General features: G+C 60.7%; 17 protein-coding genes and 4 tRNA genes. 2 read left to right on the forward strand and 19 right to left on the reverse strand.

Annotation, left to right across the window (positions count from 1 at the left end):
• The 8 genes from truA to leuC all read right to left on the reverse strand — a co-directional run bounded on the left by truA (position 1) and on the right by leuC (position 10352).
• Complete coding sequence (gene truA / locus AO064_RS26925) at positions 1–825, reverse strand: tRNA pseudouridine(38-40) synthase TruA (RefSeq protein WP_043205660.1); 825 nt, start codon at positions 823–825, stop codon at positions 1–3.
• Positions 826–1089: 264 nt separating this feature from the next.
• On the reverse strand, positions 1090–3657 hold the full coding sequence (locus AO064_RS26930) for a FimV/HubP family polar landmark protein (protein WP_064055141.1): 2568 nt from the start codon (positions 3655–3657) through the stop codon (positions 1090–1092).
• Between the two features lie 160 nt (positions 3658–3817).
• A complete protein-coding gene (locus AO064_RS26935) occupies positions 3818–4828 on the reverse strand; it encodes an aspartate-semialdehyde dehydrogenase (RefSeq protein WP_064055142.1) in 1011 nt (336 codons plus the stop codon).
• A 237-nt stretch (positions 4829–5065) separates the two neighbouring features.
• Positions 5066–6178, reverse strand: coding sequence for an aspartate-semialdehyde dehydrogenase (gene asd / locus AO064_RS26940; RefSeq protein WP_015884973.1), 1113 nt, complete (start codon positions 6176–6178; stop codon positions 5066–5068).
• Positions 6179–6242: 64 nt separating this feature from the next.
• A complete protein-coding gene (leuB, locus tag AO064_RS26945; protein WP_049712330.1) occupies positions 6243–7325 on the reverse strand; it encodes a 3-isopropylmalate dehydrogenase in 1083 nt (360 codons plus the stop codon).
• 53 nt (positions 7326–7378) lie between these two features.
• Positions 7379–8143, reverse strand: coding sequence for a class I SAM-dependent methyltransferase (locus AO064_RS26950; RefSeq protein ID WP_064055143.1), 765 nt, complete (start codon positions 8141–8143; stop codon positions 7379–7381).
• A gap of 138 nt (positions 8144–8281) precedes the next feature.
• Complete coding sequence (gene leuD, locus AO064_RS26955) at positions 8282–8923, reverse strand: 3-isopropylmalate dehydratase small subunit (RefSeq protein WP_064055144.1); 642 nt, start codon at positions 8921–8923, stop codon at positions 8282–8284.
• A 10-nt stretch (positions 8924–8933) separates the two neighbouring features.
• Complete coding sequence (gene leuC, locus AO064_RS26960) at positions 8934–10352, reverse strand: 3-isopropylmalate dehydratase large subunit (RefSeq protein WP_015884977.1); 1419 nt, start codon at positions 10350–10352, stop codon at positions 8934–8936.
• A 140-nt stretch (positions 10353–10492) separates the two neighbouring features.
• Here leuC and AO064_RS26965 point away from each other — a divergent pair, with 140 nt between their 5' ends.
• Both AO064_RS26965 and AO064_RS26970 read left to right on the forward strand, forming a co-directional pair.
• Entirely contained in the window at positions 10493–11383 is an 891-nt protein-coding gene (locus AO064_RS26965) for a LysR family transcriptional regulator (protein ID WP_064055145.1), read from the forward strand.
• Between the two features lie 65 nt (positions 11384–11448).
• Entirely contained in the window at positions 11449–14745 is a 3297-nt protein-coding gene (locus AO064_RS26970) for an EAL domain-containing protein (RefSeq protein WP_064055146.1), read from the forward strand.
• On the opposite strand, the gene AO064_RS26975 is transcribed toward AO064_RS26970, so the two are convergent.
• From AO064_RS26975 to AO064_RS27025, 11 genes are all read right to left on the reverse strand, one after another.
• Positions 14742–16676: a hypothetical protein gene (locus AO064_RS26975; RefSeq protein ID WP_064055147.1), complete on the reverse strand. Its 1935-nt coding sequence runs from the start codon at positions 16674–16676 to the stop codon at positions 14742–14744. The genes AO064_RS26970 and AO064_RS26975 overlap by 4 nt on opposite strands.
• Before the next feature lie 69 nt (positions 16677–16745).
• Complete coding sequence (locus tag AO064_RS26980) at positions 16746–17507, reverse strand: hypothetical protein (RefSeq protein ID WP_310886963.1); 762 nt, start codon at positions 17505–17507, stop codon at positions 16746–16748.
• A gap of 269 nt (positions 17508–17776) precedes the next feature.
• A complete protein-coding gene (locus tag AO064_RS26985; protein ID WP_064055148.1) occupies positions 17777–19060 on the reverse strand; it encodes a hypothetical protein in 1284 nt (427 codons plus the stop codon).
• Between the two features lie 563 nt (positions 19061–19623).
• Positions 19624–20601, reverse strand: a complete 978-nt coding sequence (locus AO064_RS26990) for a tRNA dihydrouridine synthase (RefSeq protein WP_064055149.1) — start codon at positions 20599–20601, stop codon at positions 19624–19626.
• 55 nt (positions 20602–20656) lie between these two features.
• Positions 20657–21091, reverse strand: a complete 435-nt coding sequence (locus tag AO064_RS26995; protein ID WP_064055150.1) for an acyl-CoA thioesterase — start codon at positions 21089–21091, stop codon at positions 20657–20659.
• A 40-nt stretch (positions 21092–21131) separates the two neighbouring features.
• Positions 21132–21965, reverse strand: coding sequence for an alpha/beta hydrolase (locus tag AO064_RS27000; RefSeq protein ID WP_064055161.1), 834 nt, complete (start codon positions 21963–21965; stop codon positions 21132–21134).
• A 14-nt stretch (positions 21966–21979) separates the two neighbouring features.
• Positions 21980–22519 carry a TetR/AcrR family transcriptional regulator gene (locus AO064_RS27005; RefSeq protein ID WP_064055151.1) on the reverse strand — a complete coding sequence of 180 codons (540 nt, stop codon included), beginning with the start codon at positions 22517–22519 and terminating at the stop codon, positions 21980–21982.
• 182 nt (positions 22520–22701) lie between these two features.
• Positions 22702–22777, reverse strand: a tRNA-Glu gene (locus tag AO064_RS27010).
• 77 nt (positions 22778–22854) lie between these two features.
• Positions 22855–22930, reverse strand: a tRNA-Ala gene (locus tag AO064_RS27015).
• 50 nt (positions 22931–22980) lie between these two features.
• Positions 22981–23056 (reverse strand) — tRNA-Glu (locus tag AO064_RS27020).
• Positions 23057–23134: 78 nt separating this feature from the next.
• Positions 23135–23210, reverse strand: a tRNA-Ala gene (locus AO064_RS27025).
• Between the last annotated feature and the right edge of the window lie 114 nt (positions 23211–23324).

Here is a 23324-nt window from a genome sequence, read left to right on the forward strand (position 1 = left end):
TCAGCCGCCAAGTTCGCTGAAACCTGTGAGGAAGTGTGGCCCGATGAAACGCTCCGGCAATTCGAACTCGTCGCGGTACTCCACATCCACCAGGTACAGACCGAACGGATGCGCCGTGACCCCGCCGGTACGGCGAACCCGGCTTTCCAGCACTTCCTTGGCCCACGCCACCGGGCGCTCGCCGGTGCCGATGGTCATCAGCACCCCGGCAATGTTGCGCACCATGTGATGCAAGAACGCCCCTGCGCGGATATCCAGCACGATCATCTTGCCGTGGCGGGTCACGCGCAGGTGGTGGACTTCCTTGATCGGCGACTTCGCCTGGCACTGGCCGGCACGGAAGGCACTGAAATCATGCACGCCCACCAGGTGCTGCGCAGCTTCGGCCATGCGCTCGGCGTCCAGCGGGCGGTGGTTCCAGGTGATTTCTTCGTTGAGGTGCGCCGGGCGGATCTGGTCGTTGTAGATCACATAGCGATAACGCCGGGCAATGGCCTTGAAGCGCGCATGAAAATGCGCAGGCATGACCTTGGCCCAGCTGACGCTGACGTCATGGGGCAAATTGATATTGGCCCCCATCACCCAGGCTTTCATTGAGCGCTCAGCCTGGGTGTCGAAGTGCACCACTTGGCCGCAGGCATGCACGCCAGCATCGGTACGCCCAGCGCACATCAGCGACACTGGCGAGTCGGCAACTTTGGACAGGGCCTTCTCCAGGGTTTCCTGCACTGTCAGCACGCCGGATGCCTGACGCTGCCAGCCGCGATAACGCGAGCCCTTGTATTCCACGCCCAGCGCGATGCGGTAAAAGCCTGCGGCCGCCATTTCGGCGGCCGGATTATCTATATTTGCCAAGAACTGAGAGCCTGATGAGTTGCGCGAAGGCGGCCATTATAAAGGCGACTACACAGTGGCGGGCGCTTTTGTAATGGATTGGCTGGAGCCAATGTGGGAGGGGGCTTGCGGTGGTGGGTGGGGTTATTCCTCCAGATCTAGTGGGGCTGCTTCGCAGCCCAGCGCGGGGCAAGCCCGCTCACCACAGGAAGCCCGATCACCATGGCAAGCCCCACACTGGATTTGCGTCGCCCGTTAAATACGGCCGAGCATTTCCTTGGCCTCGCCACGCTGCGCCTCGTCACCCTCGGTCAGCACTTCGGAGAGGATGTCCCGTGCGCCGTCCGCATCACCCATGTCGATATAGGCCTGGGCCAGGTCGAGCTTGGTTGCCACTTCGTCTGTGCCGGAAAGGAAGTCGAACTCCGGCTCGTCATCGCCCATTGCCGCGTCTTCCGCGGTGAACGATGGTTCGATGGACGGGTGCTCCAAGCTCTGGGACAGACGGTCCAGCTCGGCGTTGACATCATCCAGCTCCGACGCGAACGCATCAGGCTTGGCGCCCGCTTCCGGCTCATCGGCCAGGGACAGGTCGAAATCTTCCGGCAGGTCGAAGTCGTCCAGTGCCGCAGGCGTCAAGGTCGGCGGCTCGACGGCCGGCACGTCCTTCATCTGGTCTTCCAGGCCTGAGAGGAAGTCGTCATCGGATTGCGCCGAAGCCGGCGCATCCAGTTGCAGGTCCAGGTCGAAGTCCGACAGGTCATCGGGGCTGGCGTTGGCTTCGGTCTGCTGCTTCAGAAGCGACTCGAAGGTCTGCTGATCGTCCTTGACCTCCGCTGGGGAGGCTTCTTCCAGGTCGTCCAGGCTCAGATCGAAATCGGTGTCAAAAGCCTCCGGTTGCGCAGGCGCCGGCTTGTCTTCGAGCAAATCCTTAACGTATTGAGCATCCAGGGCAGCGGCGGCCACCGCCGCGCTGACACCCGCCGCCAACACGGCCATGGCCGGGAAGCGACTCTTGAGCTGCTCGACCTGGGCATGGTTTTCACCATTGGCCACCAGTTGACGCTCCTGGCTCACGAAGCCGTCCTTGTCGTTTTGCAAACCGTAGACTTCCATCAGCTTCAAACGCAGATCGCTGCGCTTGGGCTCATGCTTGATCGCCTGCTGCAATACATCGGCGGCCTGGTTCAGGTGGCCACGATCGATATGGGATTGAGCTTGGGCCAACGCATCGTTGGCGTTTACCGGGGCGACAGCAACGGCCAGCGGCGCCAGCACGGAAGCAACGGTCGGCACAACGACAGCCGGCTCAGCCACCGGGGCCGGTGCTGGCGCAGCGGCCAGCTTGACGTTTGGCGGCGGCACTTCCAGGCCTTCGAAGCTGTCCGGCGGAAGGTCGTGGTCGATGTTCGAGGTGAACACCGGCTCTTCAGCCAGGGCCCGCGCCATGCGCAGGTGCTTTTCCTCTTCGAGGCGTGCGTTGCGATGGCGCGCCCACAACAGCAGGAGCAACAGCACCAGCAGGCCTGCCGCACCGCCGACCACGCCGAGTACGATCGGGTTGGTCAGCACGTCATTGAATTTACCTTCGGTGCTGTCAGGCGCTGCATCCGCCTTGACCGGCTCAGGCGCGGGCGCGGCGGGCGCTGGGGTAGCGGTAGTGGTGGCGGCATCGGGCGCGGCCGGGGCAGACGGGGCAGCCGCCGGCTCGCCGGCCAACTGCGCGGGCATCGCCGCCGTGGCCGAAGCGGCCGGGACACCCTTTTCAGCCTGTAGACGCGCGAGTTGATCGTTTTTCAGTTGAATCAGCTTTTGCAGCTTGTCCAACTGGCTTTGCAGGTCGGCAGCGCGGCTTTTCAGCTCTTCGTTGTCGCGACGGGTGGTGTCCAGTTGCTCCTGGGTCATCGCCAGTTTGTCGCTCAGCGCCGCGCTATCGCCCGCCTTGCCCTTGGCGCCCTTCTTGGCCGCCTCGGCCGACACCAGGCTCAAGTTGTCCTTGGCGTTGGTGCTTGCAGGCGCATTGCCAGCCTGGGTGCGCTTGGTGGCGTCCAGCTGCTGCTTGCCCACCGCAGGATTGGTTGCGGCACGTCGCCCCTGGCGCCAGGCGGCGTTCTGCGCGCTCACTTCGGCAATCGCCTGGGGTTGCGGCAGTGCGGTGCTTTGTACGGTATCCGGCAGGCGCAGGACGTGACCGGTTTTAAGGCGGTTGATATTGCCGTCGATAAACGCGTCCGGGTTCAGCGCCTGGATCGCCAGCATGGTCTGCTGAACCGAGCCGCCATTACGGTTCTTCGCGGCAATTTCCCACAAGGTGTCGCGCGGCGTGGTGGTGTGCTGTGCGGGTTTGCTCACGGCCGGCGCTGTGCTGGACGGCGCTGCCAGGCGCGGTGCCGGCGCGGCGGTCGTCGGTGCGGGCTGGTCGAACTTGGCCGGGTCGAGCAAAACGCTGTAGTCGCGCATCAAACGGCCATTAGGCCATTGCACCTGCAGCAGGAAACGTACGTAGGCGTCCGGCAACGGCTTGCTGGAGGTGACACGCACCACGCTGCGGCCGTTGGGATTGACCACCGGAGTGAACGTCAAGTCATTGAGAAATGCCTGGCGATCAACACCGGCATCCACAAACGCCTGGGACGAGGCCAGGCTCGGGGTGATCTCGGAAGCCGTGAGGCCACCGACATCGAGCAATTCGATTTCCACCGCCAACGGCTGGTTCAACTTCGACTTGAGGGTCATCTCCCCCAGCTGCAGCGCCTGCGCCATACCGGAGGACAGCGCCGAGGCGGCCGCTATTGCTAACACCAGTTTGCGAACTTGAACCATAGCCTCATCCTTTTTGAACACTCCCCGGCCTGCGAGAAGGTTGGTAACCGCTGCCATAAGGCATGGCGAGCCGATAGGTCACCGACGCGCAACTTTTCCTACCTGGGGCCAAGCATAGCGCCTGGCTAGAATCAATCTACAAATTGCCGCCAAGTATCTTTTACGCAAGGCCTTTTATCAACAACTGCGCCAGCTGTACGGCATTCAGCGCGGCGGCTTTGCGTACGTTATCTGACGTCAGCCACAGATTTAGTTCCGCCGGGTCATCCACGCCCGCACGAACCCGCCCTACATAGATCACATCCTGGCCCACGGCGTCACCCACCGCCGTAGGGTAGTCGCCCTCGTCCACCAGCTCTATACCTGGGGCTGCGTCGAGTAGGCGGTTCACGGCAGCGAGGTCCACCGGTGCTCCCAGTTGCAGAGACACAGTCAGGCTATCGCCAAAAAACACCGGGGCTTGAACGCAAGTTGCGGAAATCTTTAGCAAAGGTAATTCCAGCACTGCGCGCAGTTCGTGTACCAGGCGCTTTTCCAAGGCGGTATGACCTTGGGCGTCCGGCGTGCCGACTTGTGCCAACACATTGAAGGCGACCTGGCGATCAAAGAATTTCGGCTCCAGCGGGCGCATATTCAGCAGCTCGGCGGTTTGCCGGGCCAGCTCGCTGACGGCCTCACGGCCCTGGGACGACATCGCCAGGCTGGCGGTGACGCTCACGCGCTGGATATCCAGCACGCCACGCAAGGGGGCGAGGACGACTGCCAAGTTGGTCGCCGACGGGCTTGGGCTGCCGATCTGGAACGGCTTACTCAGGCCGTCCAGCACATGGGCATTGGCTTCCGGCACCACTTGCGGCGCCTGCTCGGCCGGCAATGCGCCAGACAGATCAATCAACGAGCAGCCCGCCGCCGTGGCACGCGGCGCAAAACTCGAGGTGACCGCCGGCCCCGCCGCAAAGAACGCCAGCTGGACTTTACTGAAGTCGAACTCGTCAACCTCCCTCACCCGCACGTTCTTGCCGCGAAACGGCACCGATGCACCGGCGGAGTTGCTGCCTGCCAGCAGATGCAGGGTGCCGACCGGGAAGTCCAGCTCTTCGAGGATCTGCACCAGGGTTTCACCTACGGTGCCGGTGGCGCCGATCACGGCGATATCAAAGGTCGGGTTCATGGGGACTGCCTCGGGCATTGCGGGGGGAGCGGCACTTTACCGGGTGGTGGGGGGCGAGGCAATTAAGCTGGGATTTGTGGCGTGGCTGATGGCCATATCGGGGGCAAGCCCCCTCCCACATTTGGGCGCGTTCGCAAATCAAGGGTGGGAGGGGGCTTGCCCCGATGAGGCCCGACCAAACAACAAAAAACCCGCGCCTGTCACCAGAACGCGGGTTTCTGTTACGGCCTCAAGCGATCAACGCTCCAGCAGAATCCGCAGCATGCGGCGCAGCGGTTCGGCCGCGCCCCACAGCAGCTGGTCGCCTACGGTGAACGCGCCCAGGAACTGGCTGCCCATGTTCAGCTTGCGCAGACGGCCTACCGGTACATTCAGGGTGCCGGTGACCTTGGTCGGGCTCAGCTCCTGCATGCTGATGTCGCGGTTGTTCGGCACCAGCTTGACCCAGGGGTTGTGCTGGCTGATCAACGCTTCGATATCGGCGATCGGCACGTCTTTGTTCAGCTTGATGGTCAGCGCCTGGCTGTGGCAGCGCATCGCGCCGATACGCACGCAGATGCCGTCCACCGGGATCGGGCTCTTGAAGCGGCCGAGGATCTTGTTGGTCTCGGCCTGGGCCTTCCACTCTTCGCGGCTCTGGCCGTTCGGCAGCTCTTTGTCGATCCAGGGGATCAGGCTGCCGGCCAATGGCACGCCGAAGTTCTCGGTCGGGTACGCCTCGCTGCGCATGGCTTCAGCCACACGGCGGTCGATGTCGAGGATCGCGCTGGCCGGGTCGGCCAGTTGATCGGCGACGGCAGCGTGGGTCGCGCCCATTTGCTTGATCAGTTCGCGCATGTTCTGCGCGCCGGCCCCGGAGGCCGCCTGATAAGTCATGGCGCTCATCCACTCGACCAGGCCGGCTTCGAACAGGCCACCCAGGCCCATCAGCATCAGGCTGACGGTGCAGTTGCCGCCGACGTAGTTCTTGGTGCCGGCGTCCAGTTGCTGGTCGATGACCTTGCGGTTCACCGGGTCAAGGATGATCACCGCATCATCCTGCATGCGCAGGCTGGAGGCGGCGTCGATCCAGTAACCCTGCCAGCCGGCTTCGCGCAGCTTGGGGAAGACTTCGCTGGTGTAGTCGCCACCCTGACAGGTCAGAATCACGTCGAGGGTTTTCAGCTCTTCAATGTTGTAGGCGTCCTTGAGCGGAGCAATATCCTTGCCCACGGACGGCCCTTGGCCACCCACGTTCGAAGTGGTGAAAAACACCGGCTCAATAAGATCGAAATCCTGCTCTTCCAGCATCCGCTGCATGAGCACGGAACCGACCATACCGCGCCAACCGATCAGACCTACACGTTTCATCGCAACTACACCTTGTTAAAAAGTGGGCCGCCTTGCAGCAACAACTGCAAGCGGGCCCGAGAGATTACAGATTCCGCAGCGCGGCGACTACTGCGTCGCCCATTTCTTGCGTACCGACCTTGGTGCAACCCTGCGACCAGATGTCGCCGGTGCGCAGGCCCTGATCGAGCACCAGGCTCACGGCCTTCTCGATGGCATCCGCCGCGTCGCTCAGGTTAAAGCTGTAACGCAGCATCATAGAGACCGACAAAATGGTCGCCAACGGGTTAGCAATGCCCTGGCCTGCGATGTCCGGCGCCGAACCGTGGCAAGGCTCGTACATGCCCTTGTTGTGGGTGTCCAGGGACGCCGACGGCAGCATGCCGATGGAACCGGTGAGCATCGACGCCTGGTCGGACAGGATGTCGCCGAACAGGTTGTCGGTGACGATCACGTCGAACTGCTTGGGTGCACGCACCAGTTGCATGGCGGCGTTGTCGACGTACATGTGGCTCAGTTCGACGTCCGGGTAGTCCTTGGCCACTTCTTCGACGATTTCGCGCCACAGTTGGCTGGAGGCCAGCACGTTGGCCTTGTCCACCGAGCAGACCTTCTTGCCACGCACGCGGGCCATGTCGAAACCGACACGGGCGATACGGCGGATTTCGCTCTCGCTGTACGGCAGGGTGTCGTAGGCCTGGCGCTCACCATTTTCCAACTCACGCACACCGCGTGGCGAGCCAAAGTAGATACCACCGGTCAGCTCGCGCACGATCAGGATATCCAGGCCCGCGACCACTTCCGGCTTGAGGCTTGAAGCGTCCGCCAGTTGCGGATAGAGGATGGCCGGGCGCAGGTTGCCGAACAGGCCCAGTTGCGCGCGGATTTTCAGCAGGCCGCGCTCAGGGCGGATGTCACGTTCGATCTTGTCCCATTTCGGGCCGCCCACGGCACCGAGCAGCACGGCGTCGGCCGCGCGGGCACGGTCCAGGGTCTCGTCGGCCAGCGGTACGCCGTGCTTGTCGATGGCAGCGCCGCCGATCACGTCGTGGCTCAGCTCGAAGCCCAGGCTGTACTTGCTGTTGGCGAGCTCCAGGACCTTGACCGCTTCGGCCATGATTTCCGGACCAATGCCGTCGCCAGGGAGAATCAGAATCTGCTTGCTCATGCGTTCCTCATTTCATCAAGCGACCCGCCCGTGGGCAGGTCGGGAAAAATCAATCAGCGTTCGGCAAAGACCACCAGCACGTCGGTGCTGAAGGTGCCGTCGGCTTGAATTTCGTAGTAATCGCGCACTTCCTGGCCCATCGCCTGTTGCAGCTCAAGGATCGCGGCACGCAACACCTCTGGCGTGCGCATGCGCTCGACCCAGGAGGTGTATTCCAGGCGCAAACGCTGGCGGCTACTGTTGCGCACGTGCAGACCGGTTTCGCTGAGCTGCTGCATCCACTCGGCGGCGGAGTAATCGCGCACGTGGCTGGTGTCGCGCAGCACTTCGGCGGTTTGCAGGTAAGTGTCCAACAGCGGGCTGCCCGGTGACAAGACGTCGACGAACGCCACCACGCCGCCCGGCTTGAGCACGCGGCGCACTTCGCGCAGGGCCAGGCGAAGGTCGCTCCAGTGGTGGGCCGAATAACGGCTGAACACGAAGTCGAACTCACCGTCGGCGAACGGCAGGCGTTCGGCGGCGCCCTGTACGGTGCGGATGTTCTCAAAGCCGCGGTCTACCGCAGCGGTGGCGACGACGTCGAGCATCTGCTGGGAGAGGTCATAGGCCACGACCTCTTTAACCAGCGGCGCCATATTGAAACTCACATGACCGGCACCGCAACCCAGGTCCAGCAGTCGCGCAGCGCCCTGCCCGGCCAGTTCGGCCTGCAGCAGCGCGAATTCGGTGCCTTGGGCGTGTACGGCACTGCTCAGGTAGGCCGAGGCTTGCTCGCCGAATTGTTTTTGCACGACTTGGGTGTGGGCGGTGGCGGTCATGGTGTTTCCCCTGAGATTGGTGTTGTTAACACTGGCCTCATCGGGGGCAAGCCCCCTCCCACAGGGGAACGCATTCCAAATGTGGGAGGGGCGGTGCGACGATTCGACTTGCCCCCGATAGCGGCGGTCCTGCTTACCTCAATCACGAAACAACCAAGGCTGGCTCGCCCGGTGCTTGGCTTCAAACGCGGCAATCGCATCGCCGTCCTGCAAAGTCAGGCCGATATCGTCCAGGCCGTTGATCAGGCAGTGCTTACGGAACGCATCCACTTCAAAGTGATACACCTTGCCGTCCGGACGCGTCACGGTTTGCGCGGCCAGGTCGACGGTCAACTGGTAGCCCTCTTCGGCTTCCACCTGCTTGAACAGCTCGTCGACTTCGGCATCGCTCAAGATGATCGGCAACAGGCCGTTCTTGAAGCTGTTGTTGAAGAAGATGTCCGCGTAGCTCGGCGCGATGATGCTGCGAAAGCCATATTCTTCCAGCGCCCACGGCGCGTGCTCACGGCTGGAGCCGCAGCCGAAGTTTTCCCGCGCCAGCAGCACGCTGGCGCCCTGGTAACGCTCGGCGTTGAGCACGAAGTCCTTGTTCAACGGGCGCTTGGAGTTATCCTGGTAGGCGTAGCCCACGTCCAGGTAGCGCCACTCGTCGAACAGGTTCGGGCCGAAACCGGTGCGCTTGATCGACTTCAAGAACTGCTTGGGGATGATCTGGTCGGTGTCGACGTTGGCACGGTCCAAAGGGGCGACAAGGCCAGTGTGTTGAGTAAAAGCACGCATCGGGTATTCCTCAGATCAATTCGCGAACGTCGATGAAACGACCGTTGACGGCAGCGGCAGCGGCCATGGCCGGGCTGACCAGGTGGGTACGCCCGCCGGCGCCCTGACGCCCTTCGAAGTTACGGTTGGAGGTGGACGCGCAATGCTCGCCCGACTCCAGGCGGTCGGGGTTCATCGCCAGGCACATCGAGCAGCCCGGCTCACGCCATTCAAAACCGGCTTCGAGGAAGATCTTATCGAGGCCTTCAGCTTCTGCCTGGGCTTTCACCAGGCCTGAACCCGGCACCACGATCGCCTGCTTGATGGTCGAGGCGACTTTGCGGCCCTTGGCGATCACCGCCGCGGCGCGCAGGTCTTCGATCCGCGAGTTGGTGCAGGAACCGATGAATACGCGATCCAACTGAATGTCAGTAATCGCCTGGTTGGCTTTCAACCCCATGTACTTCAGCGCGCGCTCGATGGAACCACGCTTGACCAGGTCAGCCTCTTTAGCCGGATCCGGCACGTTCTGGTCAACCGCCAGAACCATTTCCGGCGAAGTGCCCCAGCTGACTTGCGGCTTGATCTGGGCCGCGTCCAGCTCGACCACCGTGTCGAACACCGCATCGGCGTCGGACACCAAGTCTTTCCAGGCTTCCACCGCTGCATCCCAATCCGCGCCTGCAGGTGCGAATGGACGCCCCTTGACGTAGTCGACGGTCTTTTCATCCGCCGCCACCATGCCCACACGGGCACCGGCTTCGATGGACATGTTGCAGATGGTCATGCGGCCTTCGATCGACAAGTCGCGAATCGCACTGCCGGCAAACTCGATGGCATGGCCGTTACCGCCGGCGGTACCGATCTTGCCGATCACCGCGAGCACGATGTCCTTGGCGGTCACGCCGAACGGCAACGTGCCTTCGACCTTCACCAACATATTCTTCATCTTTTTGGCGACCAGGCACTGGGTGGCGAACACATGTTCCACCTCGGAAGTGCCGATGCCGTGGGCCAAGGCGCCAAACGCACCGTGGGTGGAGGTGTGGGAATCGCCGCAGACCACGGTCATGCCGGGCAAGGTGGCGCCCTGCTCCGGGCCGATCACGTGCACGATGCCTTGACGCACGTCATTCATCTTGAATTCGGTGATGCCATATTCGTCGCAGTAGTCGTCGAGGGTCTGCACCTGCAAACGCGACACTTGGTCGGCAATGGCTTCGATACCACCCTTGCGCTCAGGGGTCGTGGGTACGTTGTGGTCCGGGGTGGCGATGATGGAATCGACGCGCCAAGGCTTGCGCCCGGCCAGCCGCAGGCCTTCGAACGCTTGGGGCGAGGTCACTTCATGGATGATGTGACGGTCGATATAGATCAGCGACGAGCCATCGTCGCGCCGTTTCACTTCATGGGAATCCCAAAGCTTGTCGTAAAGCGTTTTGCCGGCCATCAGTCGGTCCTCATCAGCGGTGTTTCTCTATGCCGGGCTTTTCAATAACCCTTTGGCTTGTGAGGCTGATGGTATGGCGCTACATTAAATAACTCAAATTCATATTTTTTATGCTTTGGATTACCAACTGGAATACCACCATGGACCTGGCCAACCTCAATGCCTTTATTGCCATCGCCGAGACCGGCAGTTTCTCCGACGCCGGTGAACGCCTGCACCTGACCCAGCCGGCCATCAGCAAACGCATTGCCGGCCTGGAGCAACAATTAAAGGTGCGTTTGTTCGACCGCCTGGGCCGTGAAGTCGGCTTGACCGAAGCCGGACGGGCCCTGCTGCCACGCGCCTATCAGATCCTAAATGTGCTGGACGACACACGTCGCGCCCTGACCAATCTCACCGGTGAAGTCAGCGGGCGCCTCACGCTGGCCACCAGTCACCACATTGGCCTGCACCGCTTGCCGCCGGTGCTGCGGACCTTTACCCGGGAATACCCGAATGTGGCGCTGGATATTCAGTTCCTCGATTCAGAAGTGGCCTACGAAGAAATCCTCCATGGCCGCGCCGAAGTGGCGGTGATCACCCTGGCGCCCGAGCCCCACCACCTCGTGCGTGCCACACCCGTGTGGGACGACCCACTGGATTTCGTGGTGGCGCCGGAGCACAGCCTGATCAGCAACGGCCGTGTCAGCCTGGCCGATATTGCCGGCCACCCGGCGGTTTTCCCCGGTGGCAACACCTTTACCCACCATATTGTCAGCCGGCTGTTCGAGGCCCAGGGCCTCACGCCGAACATCGCGATGAGCACTAACTACCTGGAAACTATCAAGATGATGGTGTCCATCGGCCTGGCCTGGAGCGTATTGCCGCGCACCATGCTCGATGATCAGGTAGCAAGTATCGCTTTGCCGGGCATACAGCTCAGTCGCCAGCTAGGCTATATCGTGCACACCGAAAGGACGCTGTCGAACGCTGCGCGGGCTTTCATGAGCCTATTGGATGCACAGGTCGATCTGCCAGGGATACCGGCATGAAACCGTGCGGCCTCAGGGCCTGAATAAACCGCGCTATACGCCCATCGAGCCAAGGCCCTTTGATAATGCGCAACCCCGTCGATTCCGTGCCACCCCTGCCCCGCATTTACGCCCTTGACCCTCAAGAGGCGGAACAAAGCTGGGACAGCGCCCCGCAACTGCTGGCAGCCCTTAATGCTGCCCGGCTGGGTGCGTGGTGCTGGGAAATCGACACCGGGCGCATCAGTTGGTCACGGGGCACCCAGGCGCTGTTCGGCTTCGACCCCCGCCAGCCGCTGCCCAAGGACCTGGATTACCTGGACCTGCTGGCCCCGCAGGATCGCGGCCGGGTGATACGGGCTTTTCACGCGGTGCTGGCTGGGGAGCCGTTCGAACAGGCCATGCACCACCACATTCAATGGCCGGATGGCACCCATCACTGGCTGGAAATCAACGGCAGCCTGGCGCCGGACAAGGCCGGGCGGCGCCGCATGATCGGGGTGATCCGCGAGACTACGCGCCAGCGCGAACGCGAGCATGCCCTCAGCCACTCCGAAAAACGCTTCGCCACGCTGTTCCACCTGTGCCCCAACATGGTTCTGCTGACCCGCCAGGCCGACGGGCTGATCAGCGAAGCCAACCAGTATTTCGAAATGCTCTTCGGCTGGCCGGTGGCCGACGCCATCGGGCGCACCACCCTGGACCTGGGCCTATGGCGCCACCCCGAGCAACGCGCGCAGTTGGTCAAGGCCACACAGCGCAAGGGCGAGCCCATCACCATGGAGGTGCAGTTTTGCGCCAGTAATGGCCAGATCCACGATGGCACCCTCAGCGCGCAAAAGGTCGAACTGGAAGGCGAGGCCTATTTGCTCAGCACCTTCCTCGACACCACCGAGCGCAAAAACGCCGAACAGGCGCTCAAGGACAGCCAGGAGCGCCTTGACCTGGCCCTGGACTCGGCGCAACTGGGCACATGGGACTGGCACATCCCTACCGGCATGCTCTACGGCTCGGCGCGCGCCGCTCAATTACACGGCCTGCCGCCGGAACCGTTCCACGAATCCTTCGATGCTTTTTTCGAGGGCATGCCCGGTGAAGAGCGCGAAAACATGCGCAACGCTTACCGAACCCTGCGCGAGGGCCCGGCCGGTAACTATCAACTGACCTACCGGGTGCCCATGGAAGACGGCAGTTCACGCTACCTGGAAAGTCGCGCCCGCCTCTACCGCGACGCCCAAGGCGCGCCACTGCGCATGGCCGGGACCTTGCTGGACATCACCGACCAAGTGGAACGCGAACAACGCTTGACCGCCTCCGAAGAAAAATTCGCCAGCCTGTTCCAGGCCAGCCCCGACCCCATCTGCGTCACCTGCCTGGACGGCGGCGCGTTTATCGAGATCAACCCCGCCTTTACCCAGACCTTCGGCTGGACAGCGGCCGAGGTGATCGACAAAAGCGCTGAGCAGATTGGCCTGTGGGACGAGTCGAGCAAGCGACTGGAGCGTATCGAACGGGTGATCCGCGAGCAGACGCTGAACAATGTGGCGATCATGGTGCATCACAAAAACGGCCAAAGTCTGACCTGCGTGATTTCCAGTCGTCTGATCAAGGTCGGCGACCAGCCGTGCATTGTCACCACGCTGCGCGATATCACCCAGCAACAACGCTCGGAAGCGGCCCTCAAGGCCAGCGAAGAGAAGTTCGCCAAGGCCTTCCATTCCAGTCCCGACGCCATTTCCATCACCGAGCGCGATACCGGGCGTTATGTGGAGGTCAACGATGGTTTCTGTCGCCTGACCGGCTACCGTGCCGAGGAGGCCATCGGCCTGACCCTCTACCAGATCGGTATCTGGGCCGATGAAAACCAGCGCTCGGCGCTGTTGGCCGAGCTGCAGATCAAAGGCCGCATCCACCACCTGGAAATGCTCTGGCACAACAAACGCGGCGACTTGCTGGCAGTGGAAGTGTCGGTGGAGCCCATCACCCTGAATGAAACCCCGTGCCTGCTGCTGACCGCCCGCGACGTGAGCCTGCTGAAAAACGCCCAGGCGCAGATCCGCCACCTGGCCTACCACGACCCGCTGACCAACTTGCCCAACCGCGCCCTGTTGATGGACCGCCTCAGCCAGCAGATCGCCCTGCTCAAGCGCCATAACCTGCGCGGCGCGCTGCTGTTCCTCGACCTCGACCACTTCAAGCACATCAACGATTCCCTCGGCCATCCGGTGGGGGACACGGTGCTGAAGATCGTCACCGCACGCCTGGAAGCCAGCGTGCGCATGGAAGACACCGTGGCGCGCCTGGGGGGCGATGAATTTGTGGTGCTGCTCAGCGGCCTGGACGGTTCGCGCATGGAAGTCAGCGCCCAGGTACAGGAACTGGCCGACACCCTGCGCGAATTGCTCTCGGAACCCATGTTCCTCGATGGCCACCGCCTGCAGGTCACGCCGAGTATTGGGGTTGCGCTGATTCCCGATCATGGCTCCACCCCCGCCGACTTGCTCAAGCGCGCCGACATCGCCCTGTACCGCGCCAAGGACTCAGGGCGCAACACCACGCAGATGTTCCACAACAGCATGCAAAAAACCGCCAGCGAACGCCTGCGCATGGAGACCGACCTGCGCCTGGCCCTCTCGCGCGGCGAGTTCAGCGTGCACTACCAGCCGCAAGTGGACGCGCGCGGCAACAAGATCGTCGGCGCAGAGGCCCTGGTGCGCTGGCAGCATCCGCAACTGGGCGCGCAGTCGCCCGCCGAATTTATCAAGGTGCTGGAGGACAGCGGCCTGATCCTTGAAGTCGGCACCTGGATCCTTGATGAAGCCTGCGCGGCCTTTCAACAGCTGATCGCGGAGGGCTTGGTGGACCCGCTGAATTTCAGCCTGTGCGTGAATATCAGCCCACGGCAGTTTCGCCAGAACGATTTTGTCGAGCGGGTGGAGCGCAGTCTCAAGCAACACCACCTGCCGTTCAGCCTGTTGAAGCTGGAAATTACCGAGGGCATCGTGATCCAGAACCTGGACGACACCATCAGCAAAATGCGCCGCCTGAAAAAGCTCGGCGTGAGCTTCGCGATGGATGACTTCGGCACCGGCTACTCGTCGCTCACGTACCTCAAACGCTTGCCGGTGGACGCGCTGAAGATCGACCAATCCTTCGTGCGTGACGCCACCCATGACCCTAACGACGCCGAAATCATCCGTGCCATCGTGGCCATGGCCCGCAGCTTGAACCTGGAGGTGATTGCCGAAGGTGTGGAAACCCAGGAGCAATTGGCATTTCTGCAAGGCCTGGGTTGCCATCTGTACCAAGGGTATTTGCACAGCCGGCCACTGCCTATGCTCGGATTCAGGGAGCGCTTGATCGCAGGCGATGGTCTGGCCTAAATCAGTTTGAGTGCAACGCCGCCCTTTTGCATCCATTCCGAGCCTTGCAAGTCGCGCTTGGCGCCATATTCATCCAGGGCGCCCTCGACCACCACCACGGAGTGCCAGAAGTTCGCCAGGGTGCCTGGCACGCCTGACGCGAGTTCCTGCACACTGCTTGGCCGAGTAAAGGCGTACAAGCCAAGGCGGCGCAATGCATCGCCGGGCATCTCACCGTCGTTCAGCGTTTGCAGCGCAGCGCCAAAGCTGCCCCCGGCCTTGAACTCATGATTCTCCCGTTGGGCGCGCTTGGCGCTCACTGCATAAAGGAACACAGCGTCGTCAACCAGGCCCTTATCCTCCCCCTTGAAGTTGGCGGCTGCTCGTGCCATTTCCAGCTCGGCATGGGTGAGCGTCACCGTGCAGGCGTCGCGCATGGTGATGGTGAAACCTTCCGATGTTTCAGTCACTCGCTTGTAGATGCCCAGCGGGTTTTGCCCGTACTTCATCATCGCCGCCTTGATCGCCGACACCGTGACACAGTTGCCCTCCACGCCTTGATAGAACCCGGCCCAGATATCGGCAGGCGAAACGCCTACAGGCGCCGCCGAGAACTGCGCAGGCCTACCCTTGTGGGGTTCGCCGGGTAAATCCGCAGCAAGTTGATAGCCGTAGTCCTTCACGACAGCCGCTTTCCCACCCTGACCATGCTTGATGCCCTCGACGACCAACGCGCCTGAAAAGTTGAACGTATTGGTGACGCCGACGCTGTGTGGTTCAAGCAACTTGCCGGGTGGTGCAACCCGCAAAAAACCGATCAGGCCCATGCCCCTCAAGACGTTGTAAGGGGTTTCTCCACGCAAAGTGCCCGATAACGCCGAATCAAACTGAACATCGCGTTCAATTTGCTTGCGCTTGGCAAACGCGGCCAGCATGAAATGGGCGTCCGTGATCATTTGCGCGTCCGGGCCGGTAAACCGTGATGCTTCGCTGGCACGCTGCAGCTCTTGCCGGGATAACGTCAGTTCAAACCCATCCTTCATGGTGACGCTGTACCCGCTCTGCGTACCCTCGACTTTTTCAAACATGTCGGAGGGCGACCGACCGAACCTGAGCATCATCAGTTTGATGACGGCGGCATGGCTGCTCAGGTCAAATACTTCACCAAAGTTTCGCGAGGACGTGGTGAAACCCTGCAACACCTCGGCGGCCTGGGGGCGGACATTCTTCGTGGGCGGGTCGGCTTCAGGCACGACGACCGGCGTGACAGGGGACGGGATGATGCGGGGCTTCGGCGCGCTATCGTTCACCAACGTGTACAGATAACTACGATCAGGTGAGCTCTCCCTGCCGAAGCGGTGCGCCTTGCCAGCGTGAATCAGGGACGAACCCGCATCATAGCTATCTGCCACACCGTTACCCCCTTCGCCGACAACCGTCGCGGTGGGTACATATTGGAGATGACCGGACAACCCCATGCCTTTGAGCATGTTAAACGTCGTCTCCCCCTGCAAAGACTCGGTCAATACCGCCTCAAAACCTGCAAGGCCAGCGGCGTTGCAACTGCCGAGTTGTTTGCGTTTGATGAATACAGCCAGCGCGAAATAGGCACTGCTCAAGATATCGCTATCATTGCCGGCAAAACGCGACGCGGCGGCCGCCTGCTGCAACTCCTGCCGGGAAAGATGCAGTTGGATACCATCTTTCATGGTCACGTCATAACCCTCACCGGTGCTGCGTACATCATTGAACATATCGGTAGGACGCGCGCCAAAGGTAAGCATCATCAGCTTGATGACTGCACTGTGTGAACTCGCGTTGAAATGCTCGCCAAAGCGACGCTCCGGCGCATCAAATGCAGTGAGGGGCGTAACTTGTTTTTCCAAGTGACTCGACAACAGCGGCGCCAGTGACATTGAGCGAGCAGAAGAACCCGTTGCGAACGTACTCATATCATTAACTCTTAAATGAAATAGTCGGGCGAATCCGTGACCGATAATTCGGGCCGTCGAACGGCGTTATCAGATCAACGCAATGGCTTGCCCCTCTGTGGGTCGGCCGCCTTTACGTCCGTAGAGCTCCTCACTCCCGTTCACCACCGCAACCGAGTGCCGGCGCCTGTTGACCATCCCGATCAACGCTTGGTCAGCGAACTCACGCACCGACACGCGCTTCATATGATCTTTTAACCCCAGGCGTTTGAAACCTTCCCCCGGCCCGTATTCATCCTCACCATTATTGAGCGTGGCGATGGCCGCATTAAAACTTCTATTCGCCCAGCCGTCGTTGTTCTCCATTTGCGCTCGCTTGGCAGAACACGCAAACAGGAAGTGCGCATCCTTTAGCATTCCAGGATCATTAAGTTGCACAAATTTGGAACCACGAATAGCGCTATTCAACTCTGACTTCGTCAGTTTCAACTCAAACCCATCGCGCATAACAACTTTAAAACCCTCTGCGACCGGCTCAACAGACGTGTAGATAGCCTTTGGGCTTTGACCAAACTTCGCCATCGCCGCCTTGATGGCGGAAACGGTTACGCAATTACCATCCTTTCCTTGCCGAAAGCCATTCCAGATATTGTCGGGTTTTTCACCTTTACGCTTAGTGGAAAGTTCGGGGATCGGCTCGCGTCGCTTATCGGTGGGTGTTGTATCAGGAGCCGGTAGCACACGGGGTTGTGGTAGAGGTACGTCATTGTGGGTCGAATCAGGTGGGGGTACATCTTTACGCAAAAGCCTCTGCAACTGGTTGAAGAACTGTGCGAACAGATCTACCAGCATCCCCATCAAGGCCGTAGGGTCTGCGTTGTTACCAAAGCCTTGGGGCGTCACGTTTGTACGGGGCGCCGGTGTCGCCTCATTTGCGCTGGCCCGGTTAACGGAAGCCGGTGCGCCGCGAGTACCAGGGTCAGGGACTCGGAGGGGCTCGATGGAAAGTCGTGCAGCAGGGTTATGGCTTATCGATGACATGCTTCAAATCTCTCTGAGTGCTCCCTGACCGCATTGGCCAGGGAGCGGACATTGATGCTCAACGCCTCAAGAAAGCAGGCTCAGAAGCGTGGACGGAGGCTGGGCCTTGCAGCTCGATGGTTGTCGAAACGGTTGTGCGAAGCCTTGTTGAAACCGTCCACGTCATCCGGTGCGGGGCAGGTAATGTCCGGAGTGGGCGGAGTGTTGGGCTTCGGGTCCACGGTGGGCGGGGTAACCGGAGACTGTGGCGCCGGTTGCTTATCGACATTCGTCGTCACCGGCGGTTGTGGCGATGGTTGCCTATCGACATTCGTCGTCACCGGCGGTTGTGGCGCCGGTTGCTTATCGACATTCGTCGACACCGGCGGTTGTGGCGATGGTTGCTTATCGACATTCGTCGACACCGGCGGTTGTGGCGATGGTTGCTTATCGACATTCGTCGACACCGGCGGTTGTGGCGATGGTTGCTTATCGACATTCGTCGACACCGGCGGTTGTGGCGTCGGTTGCTTATCGACATTCGTCGTCACCGGCGGCTGTGGCGCAACTTTTTCACCGGTATGCGGGCAGTGACAGCCCTGGACCTGCACGGTCAGGTTGATCTCCGAAGACTGTTTATTATTCTGTTCAACATGGGTGAGAGGCGTTAATTGCGGTTTGCTACTAGGCAAGAGCGTGAGTGGCACGCTCGTAGTGATCGCCGCTTTGGAATCCTGCTCCGGCTTCGTGCTGGCCTTGGTATCCCCTTCAGTGACAAGCTTGGGTGGCACGCTCGTCTGCGTAGTCGCTTTGGAATCCTGCTCCGGCTTCGTGTTGGCCTTGGTATCCCCTTCAGTAACAAGCTTGGGTGGCACGCTCGTCTGCGTAGTCGCTTTGGAATCCTGCTCCGGCTTGGTTTTGGCCTTGGTATCCCCTTCAGTAACAAGCTTGGGTGGTACGCTCGTATTCGTATTCGTAGTCACTTTGGCGTCAGGGCCCGGCTTGGTTTTGGTCTTGGCATCCGTTTCGGGAGTCCCTTTGTCCGATACGCCCGTGTCCGCAACAACCTTGGAATCGGCGCCAGGTTTCAGTTGGGGCTGGGCATCCAGTTCACCGGGCAACTTGGGCAGCACCCCCATGCCGGCGAGCATGCTACGCATCGCCTTCACCGCGAACTCAAACATGGCAAACAACTTTTCCAGGGACTCCTTATTCACGCTCACATTGTTTTCTTTTGGCGCAGGATGACTGTCTTTCAGAAACTTATTCGCGCTGTCCGTGGACGAGGTCAGTTCAAGCGGATTATTCATGGGCACTGATGATTGATTAAGTTGTGCGTAATCCGTGTTCATCGGCACGAACTGTTTGGTCGATACATTAGACATATTTTTCATTCCTTAAGCTGTGCCATCCCCCGCACTGGCAGAGAAGGCACACTGAGTGATTTAGAGTATGAAACAACCGTGAGCACTACAAACTCGCAAGATTCGTGGGGCGTAACGGAGATGAGTTCCGAAAAATCGCAGCTCATATAAGGAAACCAAATGATCGATGGAAACTTTTACCTATGGACATCCAGCGAGAAATCAAGGCTGAGCGTGGATCATTCGCCTCTTTAGCACACACATCGGGTAACACCCCGGCAAAAAAGCAACTTAAAGAAAACATTCAACTTAATTAGCTCATCCAACGTATGTTAATTGACGCGCACGCAATGACTTGGGCAGCCGAGCGACAAAATCACGCATTAAAACTTAGTAGCAGTCGAGCCAGCCACTCATGGTTACTTTCATATATCCCGCAACACCCCAACAACTGCCCAATGACTATGAATATTGAAAATCGCCCCAGACATCATGCCGTTACGCCCCACGTAACTTTTCAGGCAAAAAAAAGGCGCCTTTCGGCGCCCGTTACAGCAAAGGATGAAACACTTATATATGTAAACTTAATCTTGCAACACCGCTGACTGCTCTCGTTGACGAGGCATACCCAGCAAACGTCCGACCTGCTCCAGGTCTGTCTCCCTGCGCATCAGGGTAAATAACGCCACAGCCTCAGGGTAATTGCGCGTGAGCATCGCCAGCCATTGCTTCAAGCGGCCCGGTGCTTGACGCTCGGTCAGTTGCGCCACCGACTGGGTCCAGAAATCCTGAAGCATGGGCTGCATCTCTGCCCAGGTCATCTCGACCACTTCCTCGCCCGCCCGCGCCGCTGCGATCTGCCGCGCCAGGTCCGGGCGCGCTACAAGGCCACGACCCAGCATGATGTCTTCGACGCCGCTGATTTCCCGGCAACGGCGCCAATCTTCGACACTCCAGATATCACCGTTGGCGAACACCGGCACCTTGACCACGTCCTGGACCCGCGGGATCCATTCCCAGTGGGCCGGCGGCTTGTAGCCATCGGTCTTGGTGCGCGCATGCACGACAATATGTGCCGCGCCGCCTTCGGCCAGGGCGGTGGCGCAGACCAGGGCGCCGTCCGGGCTGTCGAAACCCAGGCGCATCTTGGCAGTGACCGGTATGTGAGCCGGTACCGCGCGGCGCACGTGCTCGACGATTTGATTAAGCAGCTCCGGCTCCTTGAGCAGCACCGCGCCGCCCCGGGATTTGTTGACGGTCTTGGCCGGGCAGCCGAAGTTGAGGTCGATGACCTGCGAACCCAGCTCACACGCCAGGGCGGCGTTTTCCGCCAGGCACACCGGGTCAGAGCCGAGTAATTGCACACGCAGCGGCACGCCGGCAGCGGTGTGGGCACCGTGCAGCAGTTCCGGGGCGAGCTTGTGGAAATACGCTGGGGTGAGCAGGCGGTCATTGACGCGGATAAACTCGGTCACGCACCAATCGATACCGCCGACGCGGGTCAGCACGTCCCGCAGGATGTTGTCGACCAACCCCTCCATGGGCGCCAAAGCAATTTGCATGGAAAACACTCAACAAAAATCGTGGCGCAGTTTACTGGGTTTCCCACAGCAACCGTTAACCCCCTGTCAGGGCGGGGCCGTAACCGTCGAGAAACTCGGCGGGCATGCGCTTAGGCTTGCCGCTGGACAGTTCGATGCAGACAAAGGTGGTGTGCGCGCGCAACAGCGTGACGCCGTCACGCGGCCGGACCAGCTGAAAACGCCGGGTCATCTTCAGGCGCTGGTCCCAGTCGACGATCCAGGTGGCCAGTTGCAATTCGTCGCCTTCATAACCTGCAGCCAGGTAGTCGATCTCGTGCCGCACCACGGCCATGGCACGGTCCAGGCGGCGATATTCGGTAAGGTCCAGCCCCAGGCGCTGGGAGTGGCGCCAGGCGCAGCGCTCCAGCCAGGACACGTACACCGCGTTATTGGCGTGACCCAGGCCGTCGATGTCTTCAGATGCAACCTGCAGATCGATGATAAACGGCGTTGCCAAATCCCAACCCATGCCTTGCTCCCAGTCGATTAATGTCGGCGGGGAGAGTGTATCAGGCGCTTTGCAGCGCCTGTAAACGACGGCCGGCCAACAGCGCCAGCACAGCGTCGATCAGACGCGGATCAGCCAGCACTTTCTGGTGACCGCCCTGCTCCAGGCGCAGCAAGCGGCTGTCGAACCAGGCTTCGTGGATGGCCTGAGACGCCTTGACCGGGACGAAGGTATCGTCTTCGGCATGCACGATCAGGCCGGGAATATTCATTTGGTAATGGGCCACGTCCAAGTGTTTGAGCGGCATCCCGAACGTCAACTCGACTTCCTGGATAAACGCCGAACGCGCCCGCGCCGGCAAACCGACCATCTGGGTAAAGCCGCGCAGCACGTCCAAAAAGCGCGACGGCGAGGCAATACTCACCAACACCTCGGTGCGCAACCCCAACTGCACCGCGAGCATCGCACTGGCGCCCCCCATGGAATGGCCGATCACGGCGTGCAGCGGCGGCAACTCGGCGGCGGCTTCAAGCATGGCGCGGGCAAACAGCAGCACGTGGGCTTCACGCCCTGGCGAACGGCCATGGGCAGGGCCGTCCAGGGCAATCACCGAGTAACCATTGTCGACCAGCGCAGTGATCAGGCTGGCAAACTGGGTGGGCCGGCCTTCCCAACCGTGCATCAACAGCACCGCGGGCCCTTGGCCCCAGCGCAAGGCGGACAACCCGAAACGCAAGGTGATGCGCTCCGATTGCGCCAGCAGCGGCAGTTCCCAGTCGCGCGGTGGCAGGTCGCGCGGCGTCATGAAGGCGCGACGCATCCGATTGGCCACCGTTTGGGGTGCCAGGCGCCCCAGCGTGCCGTTGAAGCGACGAATCCAGGTCAACGTGCCCATCATGCAGCCCTCTTCTAGCGCACGGCCGACTTGGCGGCGCGCAGCACACGGTCAGACAGTTCCCCCGGCCCCAAGGCGCGGGCCAAGGCCAGGCCTCCGATCATCAGCGCCATGTCAGCCAGCGCTTTGTCGGTGTCTTCAGGGCCCGCGGCGAGTTGCGCCGCCATCAGCTCGCAGTGGTCGCTCAGCGCCTGGCGGAATTCATCCGGCAGTCGGCTCATCTCGCCGACGGTCGCGGGGATCGGGCAGGCCTGGGCGGTTGAGTCACGGTGCTTGCGCGACAGGTAAAATGCCGCCACCAGGCCTCTGCGCTCCTCGCCGGTGAGCTGTGAATCCATGTCGTCAATCGATGCGCGACGCTTGGCCAGCAACTGGGTGAAGGCCTCCAGCATCAGCGCGTCCTTGCTTTCAAAATGCGCGTAGAAACCACCGACGGTCAGCCCCGCCGCGCCCATGACTTCACCCACACTCGGTTCGGCCGGGCCACGCTGGATCAACGCAGCGCTGGCGGCCTGCAAAATACGTTCGCGGGTTTGCGCTTTTTTATCGCTCATCATTGCCTCCGTCGTTCATGGGTTGAATATTATTACCATAATAATATTTGGCAAGCGACAGGCATGACCGTCGGTCAGATGAGAAAGCAAGAAGGGAAGAAAAAATTGGCCAAACGCCAGACAAACAAAAGGGCCATTCAATAATTGAATGACCCTTAAAAATCCCGCAGAGCGGGTAATCGTGGCGTCCCCTAGGGGACTCGAACCCCTGTTACCGCCGTGAAAGGGCGGTGTCCTAGGCCACTAGACGAAGGGGACACAAACCTTCTGTACATTGATCAGGCTGAGACTGATCGATTCAAGGACGGTGTGGCCGGAACCTTGAACCTGTAAATTGGTGGAGCTAAACGGGATCGAACCGTTGACCTCTTGCATGCCATGCAAGCGCTCTCCCAGCTGAGCTATAGCCCCGGATTTTTCGTCTCGCGACGCAGCAGACCTTTCGAGCTGCTTGTTGAAACTGGCGTCCCCTAGGGGACTCGAACCCCTGTTACCGCCGTGAAAGGGCGGTGTCCTAGGCCACTAGACGAAGGGGACAAAACCTTCTGTACAGCTGATCAGCGCTGAGAACTGATCAATTCAAGGACGGTGTGGCCAGACCTTGAACCTACAAATTGGTGGAGCTAAACGGGATCGAACCGTTGACCTCTTGCATGCCATGCAAGCGCTCTCCCAGCTGAGCTATAGCCCCTCATCGGTGAGGACGGGGCGAATCTTAATGGCGGTTTGGAAGTGTGTCAAATTTATTTTCAACAATTTCCAAAATTTTTTGCCGGGATAACAATCACTTACCGGCGAAACCCCG

The organism is Pseudomonas marginalis, assembly GCF_001645105.1.
Taxonomy (GTDB): Bacteria; Pseudomonadota; Gammaproteobacteria; order Pseudomonadales; family Pseudomonadaceae; genus Aquipseudomonas; species Aquipseudomonas petroselini.